Source organism: Microbacterium abyssi (genome assembly GCF_015277895.1).
In the GTDB taxonomy this organism is placed as follows: Bacteria; Actinomycetota; Actinomycetes; order Actinomycetales; family Microbacteriaceae; genus Microbacterium; species Microbacterium abyssi.
The window spans coordinates 3,072,971-3,086,555 of sequence record NZ_CP063815.1; the positions used below are offsets into that span (position 1 = coordinate 3,072,971).

The following is a 13,585-nucleotide window of genomic DNA, read 5'->3' on the forward strand; positions in this document are numbered from 1 at the left end:
TGGACGACGAAACGGGGTTTGCTGCACCAGACGGCGGCACAAAGCGCCCGTCTCATGCGGCAAACCCCGTCTCGCGGGGGCGCACCCTCAGCGGTGCCGCGCCACCACCTGCGCGACAGCCTCGCGCTCGGCATCCGTCGGCTCGGCGATCGCCATGCGGCAGTGCGCATCCGTGACGCCGAGCACCCGGTAGGCCTCCTTCATGCGCGCCATGTCTCCCCCGACGAGCGAGACGACGTCGTCGACGTCGGCCTGCGCGGCGGCGATGGCTGCCGAGTCACCGGAGCGACCGGCATCCGCCAGCGCGCGGAAGGGCTTGGGCGTGACAGACGAGACACCGGAGACGACGCCCTGGGCGCCCACCTCGACGGCGGCGATCAGGTCGCGGTCGGCACCGGTGTACAGCTCGAAATCGGCGGGGACGGCGGCGCGGTACGCGGCGATGTCGTCCAGCGAGAGCTCGCTGATCTTCGCGCCGACGATGTTCGGCAGCTCGGCCAGCCGCACCAGGAGCTCAGGCGAGACCGGGTTGCCGCTGCGCGCGGGGTAGATGTACACGTACAGGCGCCCGTCGCCGACCGCATCCGACACGGCCTGGAAGTAGTCGAAGATCGCGTCATCCGTCGACGGCAGGTAGTACGGGGTGAGCGCGGCGAACTCGGTCGCGCCGAGGTCGCGGGCGATTCGCGTCAGCCGCACCGCCTCGAACGCGCTGGGCTGGCCGACGTGCACGATCACGCGCATCGTGCCTGCGAGCTCCGCGAGGGCCGCTTCGACCAGCGAGGTGAATTCACCGGCGTCCACCGATGCGAACTCGCCCGTCGTGCCGAGCACGAACGCACCCTCGTTGCCCGACTGCCCCACGAAACGGAAGATCGCACGCGACCCTTCGACGTCGAGGCTCCCGTCGCGGTGGAACGCGGTGGGAATCGCGGTGAGGATGTCGTAACGGGTCACTTCTTCTCCTTGGAGTTCTTGCGGGAGCGGCGGATCTTCGCCGCGGGCGTGCTGCGCACCGTCGAGGTGAGCAGGTCAGGGTTCGCGGCGAGCTCGTCGTGCGCGTTCGAGATCTGCGTGAGGCTCTCGGTGTCGAGCACCGAATCGGCGAACGACGCACGCTCGGCACGGGGCTTGCGCGCGGCGCGGATCGCGGGCATCACGATCGAGAGGACGGCGAGTGCGAGCAGCACGATCGCGATCGGGCTGACGACCTCGAAGAACGGCCGCGACGGCAGGATCGCGAGGGTGCGGGCCAGGTTCTCCTCGGCGAGCGGGCCGAGCAGCAGACCGAGCACGACGGGTCCCGCCGGCACCTGCATGCGCTTGAGCAGCACGCCGACGACGCCGAAGACGAGCATCGTGATGACGGTCGAGAGGCTGTTCGAGGTGGCGTACGTCCCGATGATGCAGAAGATCAGGATGCCGCTCCACAGGTAGGGCTGCGGCACATCGAGCAGCTTCACCATGCCCTTCATGCGCACGAGGCTGAGCCCGAGCGAGAGCAGGGTGGCGACGAGCATGATGCCGACGATCGAGACGACGAGGTCGGGGCGCTCGGTGAACAGCGTCGGGCCCGGGGTGATGCCCCAGATGATCATCGAGCCGATCATGACGGCCATGACGGAGTCGCCCGGGATACCGAGCGCCATGGTCGTGGTGAGCGATCCGCCGAGGGTGGCGCTGGATGCCGTGTCGGATGCCGCGACACCTTCGACCGAGCCCTTGCCGAACGCCTCCGGGGTCTTGGAGACCTTGCGTGCACGCTCCCAGCCGATGAGGCCGGCGATGTCGCCGCCGGCCGCCGGGATGAGCCCGACGCCGAGCCCGACCGCTCCGCCGACGGCCGTCGCGCGGCCGCTCTGCTTGAGTTCGGACCTGTTCGGCCACCAGCGGCCGAGACTGGAGATGGGTCGCACATTGCTCTTGCGATGCGTGAGCAGCTGGTCGAACAGCTCAGCGATGCCGAACAGCCCGATGATCACGGCGATGAAGTTCACGCCTTCGACGAGCTCGAGGACGCCGAACGTGAAGCGCTTGTCCGCCGTGGCGGCGTAGGTGCCGACGGTTCCGAGCATGAGGCCGAAGAGCCCGGCGAGGATGCCCTTGAGCATCGACTTCGACGAGATGCCGATCATGATCGCGATGCCGAACACGACGAGGGCGAACAGCTCGGGCGACTTGAAGTAGTCACGGGCGAAGCTGGCGATCGGCACGGCGGCGACGGAGAAGAGCACCAGGGAGGCGAGGATGCCGACGGCCGACACGATCGCCGAGATCGTGAGGGCGAGCCCCGCCCTGCCCTGCTTGGCCATCGGATAGCCGTCGAGAGTGGTGGCGATGGATGCCGGGGTGCCCGGCGTGTTGATCAGGATCGAGGGCACCCGGTCGCCGAAGTTCGCGGCGACGTAGATCGTGAGCAGAACGGCGAGCCCCTGGACGGGCTCGAGCGTCATGGTGAAGCCGGCCGCCAGGGCGACGGCCATGGTGGCGGTGATGCCGGGGAACGCGCCGACCATGAAGCCGAGCACGAGGCCCACGCCCATGTAGAGCAGGATCGAGATGTCGAGGAGCGAGTTGAGCCCCTCCAGCAGCGGGGTCATAGCGGGATCCTCAGGAGCATGCCGAACACGACGTAGACGAAGGCCGTCACGGACACCGTGTAGATGATGAGGCTCAGCCATCGGCGGTGCCCGTACACGAGCATCAGCGCGGCCATGAGCAGAGCCGTCGCGATCGGGAACACCTCGATGCGGTAGCCGAACAGGATGATCGAGCCGAGCGACCAGATCGCGATGAAGGCGCCGGAGATCAGGAGTGTGACGACCACGCGGAGCACGCCACCGGACTGGATGCGCTCGATGTCCTCGCGCCCAGGGGCGGGTCGTGTGATCGCGATGACGAGGATCGCGATCGCGACGACGACGCCCGTCACACCGAGCAGCATCGGCCAGAATCGGGCGTCGATCTGGCCGGGAGCCGCCTCGCGCCGCAATTCGATCTGGGTCGAGAGCGCCAGGTATCCGGCCGTCACCGCGAGCGCGACGAGCGCGAACGCGATCTCGAGGGGACGCGACGGCGTCGCGCCCTGGTACTCGTCGCTCTCGGCGACTTCTGAAGTCGACATGTGCTTCCTTGGACGTGGTCGGATGCCGGGGTGGGAGGTGGGGCCGGGCGAGCCCGACCCCACCTGCCTCAGCCCAGCAGTTCCTGGAACAGGTCGAACTGGTCCTCGACGAAGGTCGTGAACTCCGCGGAGTCCCGGTAGACCACGAGGTTTCCGGCGTCCTCCTGGAACTTCTGATAGCTGTCGGACTCGACGGCTTCCTTGATCGCTGCCTCGAGCGTGGCGTGCACGTCGTCCGGGAGCCCGGCGGGTGCGTAGATGCCGCCCCAGCCGCCGAAGACGACCTCGGCGCCGATGGCCTCTTCGACCGTGGGGACGTCGGGGGCGTCGGGGTGGCGCTCGTCGTTCATGACGGCGAGGATGCGGACCGCACTGCCCTGAGAGAGCGCCTCGCCGAGCCCGGAGACCGCGGCGACGGTCTCGCCCGATGCCGCAGCGGCGACGGCGGGGGCTCCGCCGTCGTAGGGAACGGGCGTCACCTCTCCGCCGGTCTCGGCGCCGAGGGCGATGCTCGCCGCTTCCCAGATCGAGCCGGCACCGGAGTTGGCGATCGTGATCGGGGCGGTCTTGGACTGCGCGACGAGGTCCTCGAGAGTCTGGATGTCGCTGGATGCGGAAACGGTGATGACGCCCGGGGCGAGCATGATCTGGCCGAGCATGTCGTAGTTCTCGGGGAGGACATCGGCATCCTGCGTGGTGTTGAGCATGGCGATCTCGACCGGTCCGAACCCGATGACGTAGCCGTCCGGGTCCTGCTCGGCGACGTACTCCATCGCCAGGGCGCCGGCCGCGCCGGGCATGTTCTCCGGGATGACGCTGACGTCGAGGATGCCCTCGAGCTCGGTGGCCAGCGCGCGGGAGGACAGGTCCGAGCCGCCTCCGGGGTTGGCCTGGATGATCAGGCGGATGTCCTTCTCGGGGAAGGACGATGCGGCGTCGCCGCCCTCTTCGACCTTCGTGCATCCGGAGACGATGAGAGCGGTCGCTGTGAGAGCGGCGAGTGCGGCTGCCGCCCGAGTGATGCGCTTGCGGGGCATCTTTGCTCCTCTAAATGGGTCGACCGTGTTGTCGACTCGGCGAGCATATCGCGTTAACTGTTAACAGTCAACGAGGGTTCGGACCTGTCCCGGTCTGCGAGGCTGGCATCGATCCCACACATCGGGCAGACTTCTTGTCATGGCCGACTTTCCTCCTGATTTTCTCTGGGGCGCCGCCACCAGCGCGTACCAGATCGAAGGATCGCTCGATGCCGACGGGAGGGGCCGCTCGGTCTGGGATTCGTTCGCCGAGCTGCCGGGCAGTGTCCAAGGCGGCGGCGATGCTCGCATCGCGTGCGACTCCTATCGTCGGTGGGAAGAGGATCTGGACATCTTGTCCGACCTCGGCATGCGCGCCTACCGATTCTCGCTGGCCTGGTCGCGGATCATGCCCGACGGGCGCGGTCGCGTCAACGAGCGCGCCCTCGACCACTACGAGCGCGTCATCGACGAACTCCGGCGTCGGGAGATCGAGCCGGTGGTGACGCTGAACCACTGGGACATGCCGGCGGCGCTGATGACGCATGGCGGATGGATCGGGCGTGACAGCGTCGATGCGTTCGTCGAGTACGCGGTCGCCGCATCCGAACGACTCGGAGATCGCGTCGACTGGTGGATCACCCAGAACGAACCGTGGATCATCCAGCTCCTCGGCTATCAGCTGGGACTCCATGCGCCTGGCATCCGCGACCTTCGTGGTTCCGCGGCCGCTGGACACCACCTGCTCCTCGCGCACGGCAGGGCGGCCGACGCGATGCGATCCTCCACGAAGGGCCGGATCGGAGTGGCGCTGAATCTCCTGCCGTGCGTGCCCGCCACCGACAGCGCCGCCGACGCAGAGGCGGCGTGGGGCTCTGACGGCTACGTCAACCGGTGGTTCCTCGACCCGCTGCTGCGCCATGGCTATCCCGCGGACATGCGAGCCCATTGGGAGCGGGCCATCGGCGGCCCGCTCGACGAGATCATCCGCGACGGGGACGAGGACGCCATCGCGGGGCGAAGCGATTTCCTCGGCGTCAACTTCTACACGCATCGCGTCATGTCCGCAGCCCCGGCCGGCGCCGACCGCCCGTTCCCATGGCAGGTCGTCGGGTCGACCGGCGAGGTCGACCGCACGGATGAGAGCACAGAGATCGTGCCGGACGCCTTTCGCGACCTGCTGCTCCGCCTGCACCGGGAGTATCCCGGCATCCCCCTCATGGTCACCGAGAACGGCGCCGTGTACGGCGACTCCCCGACCCATGACGGCGCGATCCATGATGTCCGCAGAACCCGCTACCTCCGATCGCACATCTCGGCGATGGCCGAGGCGATCGCCGGCGGTGCGCCGCTGGTGGGCTACACGCACTGGTCGCTGCTCGACAACTTCGAGTGGGCGCTCGGCTACCGACCGCGGTTCGGCCTCGTATACGTCGACTTCCGCACCGGAGAGCGCGTCGTCAAGGACAGCGCTCTGCACTACGCCGAGATCGTCCGTGCCGGCGGATGCATCGACGGCGATGACGCGCGGCCACCGCAGGTCGACAGCATGGGAGCGTTCGGCTGAGCGTGATACGCGGCAGGGGGTGAGCCGACCGAAGTCGACTCACCCCCTGCCGTCCCCAGCGATGCCGGTGCGTCAGCCGGCTGTCGCGTTCTCGTACGCCCGCATCGCCGCGCCCTGCGCGTCGGCAAGCGCCTGCTCCGGCGTCTTGTCTCCGAGCAGCGCGGCGGTGACGGCGTTGTTCAGCTCGTTCTGGATCTCCTGGCCCGCGGGCGACGATCCGAACGACTGGCCGTAATCGACGACCTCGTAGAACGTCGAGATCACCTGATCGAAGCCGGCGTTGCCGGTCTCGACCACGAACTGGTCGCGAATCGCCTGGTCGGAAGCCGGCGAACCGGTGAACAACCCGGTGTTGAGCCCGCCGTTCTGCGTCAGCGTCGTGGCGCGGGCTTCACCTGCAGCCATCCACGCGTCATCGGAGGTGAGGTTGATCATCCAGGCACAGGCCGCCGCCGGGTTCTCAGCACCCACAGGAATCACGAAAGAGGTTCCGGATGCGACCGAGAACGGGTCGCCGTTCGCGTCACGGAAGGGCACCGCCTCGATGTCGATCTGGTCGGCGTACGGTCCGAGCACGTTCGGGTACCACTGCGCGTTGACCTGAGCGCCCACCTGACCGGCGACGTACTGGTTGTTGTCGCCGAAGGTGTCGAACGAGTCGGTGAAGCTCTTGACCGCGGCGAAGCCGCCCTGCGCATCGGTGATCTGCTTGAGGATCTCGATTCCGGCTATGTTGCTCGGATCGTCGAGCGTCGGGGCGCCGTCGGCGTCGTTCAGCTGACCTCCCATACCGAGGATCCACAGACCCGACTGTCCTGTCGGGACCGGATCGAACCCGAGCCGGGATGGAACGCCCCCGGACTCCTGGTAGATCTTGCCGATCGCGTCGATCAGCCCCTCCGGGTCCGACGTGTCGATCTGGTCGGGCGTCACACCGGCCTCATCGAGCACGGTCTTGTTCACGATGATCGCCGGCGGCTGATAGAACTGCGGCACCGCCCAGATCTCATCGTCATAGGTGACATCGTCCACGACGAACGGGTACCAGTGATCACGCGGCGACACGTCCTGGGCCTCGAAACAGGCATCGAGCGGCATGATGAGGCCCTGCGCCGCGTAGGTCGTGACGTACCGGCGATCCATCTGGACGACATCGGGCACGTCTCCACTGGCGATGCGAGTCGTGAACTTCTGCGCGTCGAACGCCGTGGCGTCGAGATCGATCTCGACATCGCTCAGCTGCTCGGCCGCATGATCCATCCGCGAAGTGCCGACGTCGTCGGCGTTCTCGAACCCCCATGCTTTCAGCGTGCCGGTGGCGTCGGCGCTGTAGTCGACGTCGCCGCCGGGATCCTCGCCGCTCCCCCCGCCGCTGCAGCTCGTGAGGATGACAACGGATGCCGCAGCCATCGCGGCGATTCCCAGAATGCGCTTGCGCATCTTCTTTCCCTTTCGATTGGGGCGGCCCCATCGCGTCCGCCTGATCTGCCTGTTGCGGTGACGCAATGGTGCTGCCTGCTGTGTTGCTGCTCTGTGATCTTGTGCCGGCGCTATCCCTTGCGGCCCTGCGTCGCCACGCCCTCGATGAAGTACCGCTGACCGAAGGCGAACAGGATGAGCATCGGGAGCGTGATGATGAGCGATGCCACCATCACGTACTGATAGTCGCCATGCCCGCCGGCCGTGGGACTGTACTTGGTCATCGCGTAGGCGATGCCCAAGGGCGCCGTGAACTGGTCGACCGAACCCGCGTTCAGATAGATGAGGGCGGCCTGGAGGTTGTTCCAGCTGGCCTGGAATTCGAACAGGAAGACGATGACGAACGACGGGATCGACAGCGGCATCGCAATGCGCCAGAACAACCCCCAGTAGCTGGCGCCGTCGAGACGCGCCGCTTCGAAGAGCTCCTTCGGGAGCCCGAGGAAGAACTGCCGCTGAAGGAAGATGTAGAACGCCGACCCGAACAGGTTCATACCCCACAGGGGCACCCACGTGCCCAGCAGTCCGGTCTCCTTCCAGATCAGGTAGATCGGGATCATCGTCACAGCGCCGGGGAGCATCATGGTCGCCAGCACCAGTCCGAACAGCAGGCCGCGCCCCGGGAACTTGAAGTACGCGAACCCGAACGCCACGATCGAACTCGAGATCGCGACGGCTCCAGCCGCCAGCAGGGCGATGGCGATGCTGTTCCACATCCAGCTCATCAGCGGCAGCTGGTTCCACACCTCGACGTAGTTCTCCGGAACGAAGGTCTTCGGGATCAGCGAGTTGTCGAAGACCTCTCCGCGCGGCTTGAAACTCGCCGCCAGCAGCCACGCGAACGGGTACAGGAAGAGCAGCGCGAACAGGACCAGGACGACGGCGAGGACCACGCGCGCAGCGAAGCTCTTGGGCTGAGCGATGTTGCGGCGCCAGCGCGAGCGCTTCGGAACGGTGACCGCCATGGTCTCCAAACCGCCACCCGGTGCCGTGGGCGGAGGAGCCTGTTGCAGTGGCGCCGACATCAGCGATCTCCCTCGTAGTAGACGAATCGGTTTCCGAACTTCACCTGGATCACCGTGATGATCATGATGATCACGAAGAGCAGCCAGGCCATCGCAGCGGCGAAGCCGAAGTTGAACTGACGGAATGCCTGCTGGAACAGATAGATCGCGTAGAACAGCGACGCCTCCGGCGAGGAGTTGCTCTGATCTCGCCAGAAGATGATGTAGGCCTGATCGAAGATCTGGAAGGCCGCGATCGACAGCACGATGACGTTGAAGAACATCGCACCCGAGATCATCGGCAGCGTGATCGAGAAGAACTTGCGGATCGCCCCTGCGCCATCGAGCGACGCGACCTCGTACAGCTCGGTGGGGACGTTCTTGAGAGCGGCCAGGAAGATCACCATGGTGCCGGCCACGGTCCACATCGTCATGATCACGATGCTCGGCTTGACCCAGGCCGGGTCGACGAGCCACTGGGGCCCCTCGATCCCGAACAGCCGCAGGAACTGGTTGATCGCCCCCGAGTTACCGTTGAGCAGCAGGAAGAATACTGACGCCGTCGCCACGGCAGGCGTCATCTTCGGAAGGTAGTACAGCGTGCGGAATACGCCGGCGCCGCGGCCGACGCGGGCCAGCAGCATCGCGAGGATCAACGCGAAGATGATCTCCAGCGGCACGGCCATCACGACGTAGAACAGCGTGTTCGCGAGGGAGACGCCGACGCGGGGATCGTCGAAGAGTTCCGCGTAGTTGTCGAATCCGACGGGCCGTGCGGTGTTGGTGGCGAGGTTGTAGTTGCTGAACGAGATGTACAGGCTGTAGATCATCGCTCCGGCGGTGAAGACGAGGAAGCCGATGATCCACGGAGTGATGAAGAGATAGCCGGCCAGCGCCTCGCGCTTGTTGTAGCTCACCTTCGACCCAGGCAGATGGAAGACTCCGCGTCTGCGGCGCTTGCCGTCCGAGGTTCCGACGACGAGATTCCGGGTCTCCGTCTCGGACCTGAGGCTCATTTCGGACCCTCTTGCGCGAAGGCGTTCACGCGATTCGTGTCTGTCATGACGCTTCTCCCGTCGAATTGTGGCATCGTTACCACATGGCAGTGACTATACGGCTCGAACTCGTCCCGCCGCAACCGGTCTCCGTGCAACACGCCGCAATGCTAAGCATCTGCGCCGCCTTCCGGCGAGGGCTTGCGCCACGGCGCTGGGGTGTGACTCGGATCGGGGACCGGCCGTGATCGATGCGGACGTGGCTGTCTATGCGGCGACAGCGGCCGGAGTGTGTGCGGCGGTCGCGGCTGCGCGCGCGGGTGCACGCGTCGTCGTACTCGAGCCCGGCCGGCACGTCGGGGGTATGACCAGCGGAGGCCTCGGCTACACCGACGTCGGAGATGTACGCGCACTCGGTGGTATGGCGGCCGAGTTCCGGGCCGCCGTCGCCGATCATTACAGCGTCCAGGTCGGTCGATACGCGGGGCCGGAACCGCACGTCGCCGAGGAGATCCTGACGCGCTGGCTCGATGCCGCCGGCGTCACGCTGGTGCTCGGCGCCCGCGTGAGCGCGGCGGAAGTGCGGGATCGCCGCATCGTCTCAGCGGAGTTCGATGACGGCACAGCCGTCACGGCTGCCGTGTTCATCGACGCCGGTTACGAGGGCGACCTGCTGGCCGCTGCCGGCGCCTCCTGCGCAGTGGGGCGGGAGGACCGCGCTCTGCATGGGGAACTGTTCGCCGGTCGCAGGGAGGTCGCCCCCGGCCGCCATGCGACGCCGCCATGGATCTCGCCGTTCCGCGACGATGAGAGCGGCCGGGAGCCCGGTGCGCTCCTGCCCCAGATCAAGCCGGAGCCGATGGCCGAGGTGGGCAGCGGCGACGGCGGGGTCATGTCGTTCGGATACCGAGTGTGCCTGTCACGGGCGCCCGACCGCGTTCCGTTTCGGAAACGGGACGGCTACGACGATGCGCAGTGGGAACTGGGGCGCCGGATCTTCGCCGATGCCGAACGGCGCGGCGATGTGCATCCTGCCGGCAGGTACGTCGGGCTCGAACCGAACCTTCCTGGCGGCAAGGCCGACGGGAACTCGCTCGGGCCGTTCTCGCTCAGCGTCCTCGACGGTTCCGCCTGGCAGTACCCGTCGGCGACGGCTGACCGGCGCGAGGAGATCCGCCTGCACCATCTGCATCACGCCGAGGACCTGCTCTGGTTCCTAGCCAACGACCCGGCGGTTCCGATCAGCGTCCGCCGCGGAATGCAGGAATGGGGCCTGCCCGCCGACGAGTTCGCCGACACCGGCCACATGCCGCATCAGCTCTACGTCCGGGAGGCTCGGCGGATGAGGTCTGACACGATCCTCACCGAGCGCGATCTGCGCGGCGGCCTCATCCCGCACGATGTCATCGCACTCGGCTCGTACCACCTCGACATCCGGGAGGTGCAGCGTGCGTGGCGCTGGGTGTACGAGCATCCGGATCCCATCGCGATGGTCGTGACAGAGGGATACCTGTCCGTGCCGGTGCCGATCTACGGGATCGGCTACAGCGCGCTCGTGCCGAGCCGAGCGGAGTGCGAGAACCTCATCGTCGCGGTATGCGTCTCGGCATCGCACGTCGCGTTCTCATCCCTGCGGATGGAGCCGCAGTATCAGATGCTGGGTCAGGCGGCCGGGACCGCGGCCGCCCTTGCTGCGCGAAGCGGGAAGCCGGTGCAGGACATCGACGTGCACACGCTGCAGGATCGGCTGCGTGACGCCGGCGCAGTGCTGTCGGTTCCCTGACCTCGGTTCAACCCCACGCCGTCGCCGGATCGAGCCTCGTGGCATCGTGGCCGCGCAGCGCGAGGGTGAGCTCGGCCGCCGCCTCGAGCTCCTCGCAGAGATCGACCGCGCGGGAGATGCTCGGAGCGCAGATGAGGCTGCCGTGATTCGCCAGGAGCATGCAATGACTGCCGGATGCCGCGGCCTCGACGCCATCGGCGAGCTCTGCCGATCCGGGCGCGGAGTAACCGACGAGCGCGACGTGCCCCAGCATCCGGATTCGATAGGGCGTGTAGAACGGCAGCGGATCCCCGTCGTCGGCCGACGTCAGGCACGAGACGGCGGTGGCCGCCCGGGAGTGCAGGTGCACGACCGCGCCCGCAGTCGGCCGCGCCCGGTAGGCGGCCAGATGCATCGCCCACTCCTTCGTCGGCGCGGGGCCGGCGACATGGGTGCCGTCGATCTCGAGCACCACGATGTCACCGACGCCGACGCGACCGAGTGCAGATCCCGTCGGCGTGATGAGGATGCGATCGCCCTCGCGCACGCTGGCGTTGCCTGAGCTTCCGGGAGACAGGCCGGACGCGGCGAGCGCACGGCACGCGTCGACCAGCAGCTGTGCGCTCATGAGCTCTCCTCCCAGGCGTCCACGAACAGACGCGGACCGCCGAAGTTCCCCGATTTGAAGCACAGATCCAGCGCGCGACCGGCCGGATCGGTCGCCGTGGTCCACGCCACCCCCGGCGCGACCACTCGACGAACACGAAGCGCCGTGACCCCGAGCGCCGCGGCGACGGCGCCCGATGTCTCCCCTCCGGCGACGAGAACGCGGCGTATGCCGTGCCCTTCCACCGCGCGGACGGCGGCGCGCGCGAGCGCGCCTTCGACTAGCGCAGCGGCGTGCTCGCGGCCCCAGCGCTTCTGAACGCCGCGGACGACATCGGGTTCGGCGGCCGCGGTCACCAGCGGAGTTCCATCGGCCTCGCCGAGGAACGCGTCGATCCCGGCGAGGACAGCGTCCGCGTCAGTGGCGAGCGCGTCGACGTCGATCGTGAAAACCGGCCCCTCATGGGCGGCGACCTGCGCGCGCGTGCGCTCCGATCCGCTGCCGGAGAGGATGAGCGCTCTCCCCGCCGGCGCCGGCGCCGGCGCAGGGGCGCCGCCCTTGCCCAGGCGGATGGCGATGGCGACGGCGAGGCCGGCGGCCCCGCCCAGGAGCAGGTCCTCCGCATCGGCGATGGCGAGAGCGGCGGCATCCAGGTCGGCGTCTTCGATGGCATCGAGGAGCACGTGCCGAACGTCGCGGGCGCGCAGCGTGGCGATCTCGGCGATGATCGCCGGCACCCCCTCGTGCACGCGCTCGATGGGGACGGAGCCGACGTCGTGCGGGGTCTGCCGACCGAGCACGCGCACGAGGTCGGGATCGCGCATGGGCGTGAGCGGATGCTGCGCGAGCGACGACTCCGACAGGAGCCGCCCGCCGACGAAGAGGTGTCCGCGATGCATGGTGCGCTCCGCCGCCGGGGTCGCCGGCGTGCCGACGGAGGCCGCCGTGGATGAGATCTCGGCGAGCAGGGCATCGGCGATCGGGCCGATGTTCCCGGCGTCGGTGGAATCGAACGTCGAACAGTACTTCTGGTAGAGCCGCCGCGCGCCCCACATCCGGAGCGCCCGTGCCGCGGCGACGCTCTCCGCGACGGCGTCCGCAACCGGTGCCGTGCGCGACTTGAGCGCCACGATGACGCATTCCACCTCTGGTGCCTCGGCCGGTGCCGGCGCCCCGAGACGGATCTCGGTATCGAGGCCGGCGGCGCTCACGCCTGCCGCGACGTCGCACGCTCCGGTGATGTCGTCGGCGATGACGCCCAGTTCGATCGTCATCCGGCGATCCTGATCTCGATGCCGGCATCCGCGAACGGGGCGAGGTCGGCGGCATCCGTGCTGCTGTCGGTGACGAGCACATCGACGATGTCGAGGCCGGCGATGCGCACCGGAGCCGTCCGGCTGAGTTTCGCGGCGTCGGCGAGCAGCACCACCCGCGACGACTGCTGCGCCAGCACCCGCTTGATCGCGGCATCCAGCGCGTTGGTCCCCCACAGGCCGTGTGCACCGGCCGCGGTGGCGGACAAGAACGCGACATCGCATCGCACGCTCCGCAGCGCGTCTTCGGTGAGGGGGCCGGCGAAGCTGCGGGTGTCGGGCTGGTAGTGCCCGCCGGCCGCGATCAGCTCGGCGGAACCGGTTCGGGTCAGCGCCTCGATCACCGGCAGGGAATGCGTGACGATCGTGCTCGATGCCACAAGCGGGACGAGGGCCGCGATCGTGGTGCCGGCATCCAGGGCGATCGTGTCCGCGCTCTCGGCCTCCGACGCCGCGAGCACGGCGATGGCCCGCTTCTGCGCCGCCCCCGCACTGTGACGCCGCTCGAACGGCACGCCGTCGCCGGCGATGGCCGCACCTCCCGCGACGCGGCGCACCGCCCCCTCCTCCTCCAGCATGCGCAGATCGCGTCGCACCGTCATCTCGGAGACCCCGAGTTCCTGCGCAGCGGCGGCCGAGGAGAGATAGCCGTCCGCCGATATCCTGCGTGCCAGGTGCGCGCGCCGCTGCGGAGCATCCGTGTATCGCATGCGGTCCT

Annotated in this window: 12 protein-coding genes; 2 read left to right on the plus strand and 10 right to left on the minus strand. The window is 68.0% G+C overall.

What is annotated here, in order from left to right; genetic code table 11:
- Positions 1–87 precede the first annotated feature (87 nt).
- From IM776_RS14815 to IM776_RS14830, 4 genes are all read right to left on the minus strand, one after another.
- Entirely contained in the window at positions 88–957 is an 870-nt protein-coding gene (locus tag IM776_RS14815; RefSeq protein ID WP_194420900.1) for a dihydrodipicolinate synthase family protein, read from the minus strand.
- Entirely contained in the window at positions 954–2,600 is a 1,647-nt protein-coding gene (locus IM776_RS14820; RefSeq protein WP_194420901.1) for a tripartite tricarboxylate transporter permease, read from the minus strand. The genes IM776_RS14815 and IM776_RS14820 overlap by 4 nt, the downstream gene beginning before the upstream one ends.
- Positions 2,597–3,124, minus strand: a complete 528-nt coding sequence (locus IM776_RS14825; protein WP_194420902.1) for a tripartite tricarboxylate transporter TctB family protein — start codon at positions 3,122–3,124, stop codon at positions 2,597–2,599. The genes IM776_RS14820 and IM776_RS14825 overlap by 4 nt, the downstream gene beginning before the upstream one ends.
- 68 nt (positions 3,125–3,192) lie before the next feature.
- Positions 3,193–4,161, minus strand: a complete 969-nt coding sequence (locus IM776_RS14830; RefSeq protein ID WP_194420903.1) for a tripartite tricarboxylate transporter substrate binding protein — start codon at positions 4,159–4,161, stop codon at positions 3,193–3,195.
- 139 nt (positions 4,162–4,300) lie between these two features.
- On the opposite strand from IM776_RS14830, the gene IM776_RS14835 reads away from it, so the two are divergent.
- Positions 4,301–5,707, plus strand: a complete 1,407-nt coding sequence (locus IM776_RS14835; protein WP_194420904.1) for a GH1 family beta-glucosidase — start codon at positions 4,301–4,303, stop codon at positions 5,705–5,707.
- A gap of 72 nt (positions 5,708–5,779) precedes the next feature.
- Here the strand turns inward: IM776_RS14835 and IM776_RS14840 are convergent, their stop codons facing one another.
- The 3 genes from IM776_RS14840 to IM776_RS14850 all read right to left on the minus strand — a co-directional run bounded on the left by IM776_RS14840 (position 5,780) and on the right by IM776_RS14850 (position 9,206).
- Positions 5,780–7,147, minus strand: coding sequence for an extracellular solute-binding protein (locus IM776_RS14840; protein WP_194420905.1), 1,368 nt, complete (start codon positions 7,145–7,147; stop codon positions 5,780–5,782).
- A 110-nt stretch (positions 7,148–7,257) separates the two neighbouring features.
- Positions 7,258–8,211: a carbohydrate ABC transporter permease gene (locus IM776_RS14845; protein ID WP_194420906.1), complete on the minus strand. Its 954-nt coding sequence runs from the start codon at positions 8,209–8,211 to the stop codon at positions 7,258–7,260.
- Complete coding sequence (locus tag IM776_RS14850; RefSeq protein WP_228479792.1) at positions 8,211–9,206, minus strand: carbohydrate ABC transporter permease; 996 nt, start codon at positions 9,204–9,206, stop codon at positions 8,211–8,213. Before IM776_RS14850 ends, IM776_RS14845 begins: the two co-directional genes overlap by 1 nt.
- A 238-nt stretch (positions 9,207–9,444) precedes the next feature.
- On the opposite strand from IM776_RS14850, the gene IM776_RS14855 reads away from it, so the two are divergent.
- Entirely contained in the window at positions 9,445–10,968 is a 1,524-nt protein-coding gene (locus IM776_RS14855; protein WP_228479793.1) for an FAD-dependent oxidoreductase, read from the plus strand.
- Between the two features lie 7 nt (positions 10,969–10,975).
- Here IM776_RS14855 and IM776_RS14860 read toward each other — a convergent pair whose 3' ends face one another.
- From IM776_RS14860 to IM776_RS14870, 3 genes are read right to left on the minus strand one after another with little or no spacing between them, the layout of a single operon-like run.
- On the minus strand, positions 10,976–11,575 hold the full coding sequence (locus tag IM776_RS14860; RefSeq protein WP_194420908.1) for a class II aldolase/adducin family protein: 600 nt from the start codon (positions 11,573–11,575) through the stop codon (positions 10,976–10,978).
- Positions 11,572–12,828 (minus strand): 3-oxo-tetronate kinase, encoded by a 1,257-nt coding sequence (otnK, locus tag IM776_RS14865; RefSeq protein WP_194420909.1) that lies wholly within the window; start codon positions 12,826–12,828, stop codon positions 11,572–11,574. Before otnK ends, IM776_RS14860 begins: the two co-directional genes overlap by 4 nt.
- On the minus strand, positions 12,825–13,577 hold the full coding sequence (locus tag IM776_RS14870) for a DeoR/GlpR family DNA-binding transcription regulator (RefSeq protein ID WP_194420910.1): 753 nt from the start codon (positions 13,575–13,577) through the stop codon (positions 12,825–12,827). The genes otnK and IM776_RS14870 overlap by 4 nt, the downstream gene beginning before the upstream one ends.
- Between the last annotated feature and the right edge of the window lie 8 nt (positions 13,578–13,585).

Excerpts from the sequence above, each read along its gene's own strand:
- IM776_RS14820 (WP_194420901.1), bottom strand. The coding sequence starts at position 2,600 with ATGACCCCGCTGCTGGAGGGGCTCAACTCGCTCCTCGACATCTCGATC.
- IM776_RS14825 (WP_194420902.1), bottom strand. The coding sequence starts at position 3,124 with ATGTCGACTTCAGAAGTCGCCGAGAGCGACGAGTACCAGGGCGCGACG.
- IM776_RS14830 (WP_194420903.1), bottom strand. The coding sequence starts at position 4,161 with ATGCCCCGCAAGCGCATCACTCGGGCGGCAGCCGCACTCGCCGCTCTC.
- IM776_RS14835 (WP_194420904.1), top strand. The coding sequence starts at position 4,301 with ATGGCCGACTTTCCTCCTGATTTTCTCTGGGGCGCCGCCACCAGCGCG.
- IM776_RS14840 (WP_194420905.1), bottom strand. The coding sequence starts at position 7,147 with ATGCGCAAGCGCATTCTGGGAATCGCCGCGATGGCTGCGGCATCCGTT.
- IM776_RS14845 (WP_194420906.1), bottom strand. The coding sequence starts at position 8,211 with ATGTCGGCGCCACTGCAACAGGCTCCTCCGCCCACGGCACCGGGTGGC.
- IM776_RS14850 (WP_228479792.1), bottom strand. The coding sequence starts at position 9,206 with ATGAGCCTCAGGTCCGAGACGGAGACCCGGAATCTCGTCGTCGGAACC.
- IM776_RS14860 (WP_194420908.1), bottom strand. The coding sequence starts at position 11,575 with ATGAGCGCACAGCTGCTGGTCGACGCGTGCCGTGCGCTCGCCGCGTCC.
- otnK (WP_194420909.1), bottom strand. The coding sequence starts at position 12,828 with ATGACGATCGAACTGGGCGTCATCGCCGACGACATCACCGGAGCGTGC.
- IM776_RS14870 (WP_194420910.1), bottom strand. The coding sequence starts at position 13,577 with ATGCGATACACGGATGCTCCGCAGCGGCGCGCGCACCTGGCACGCAGG.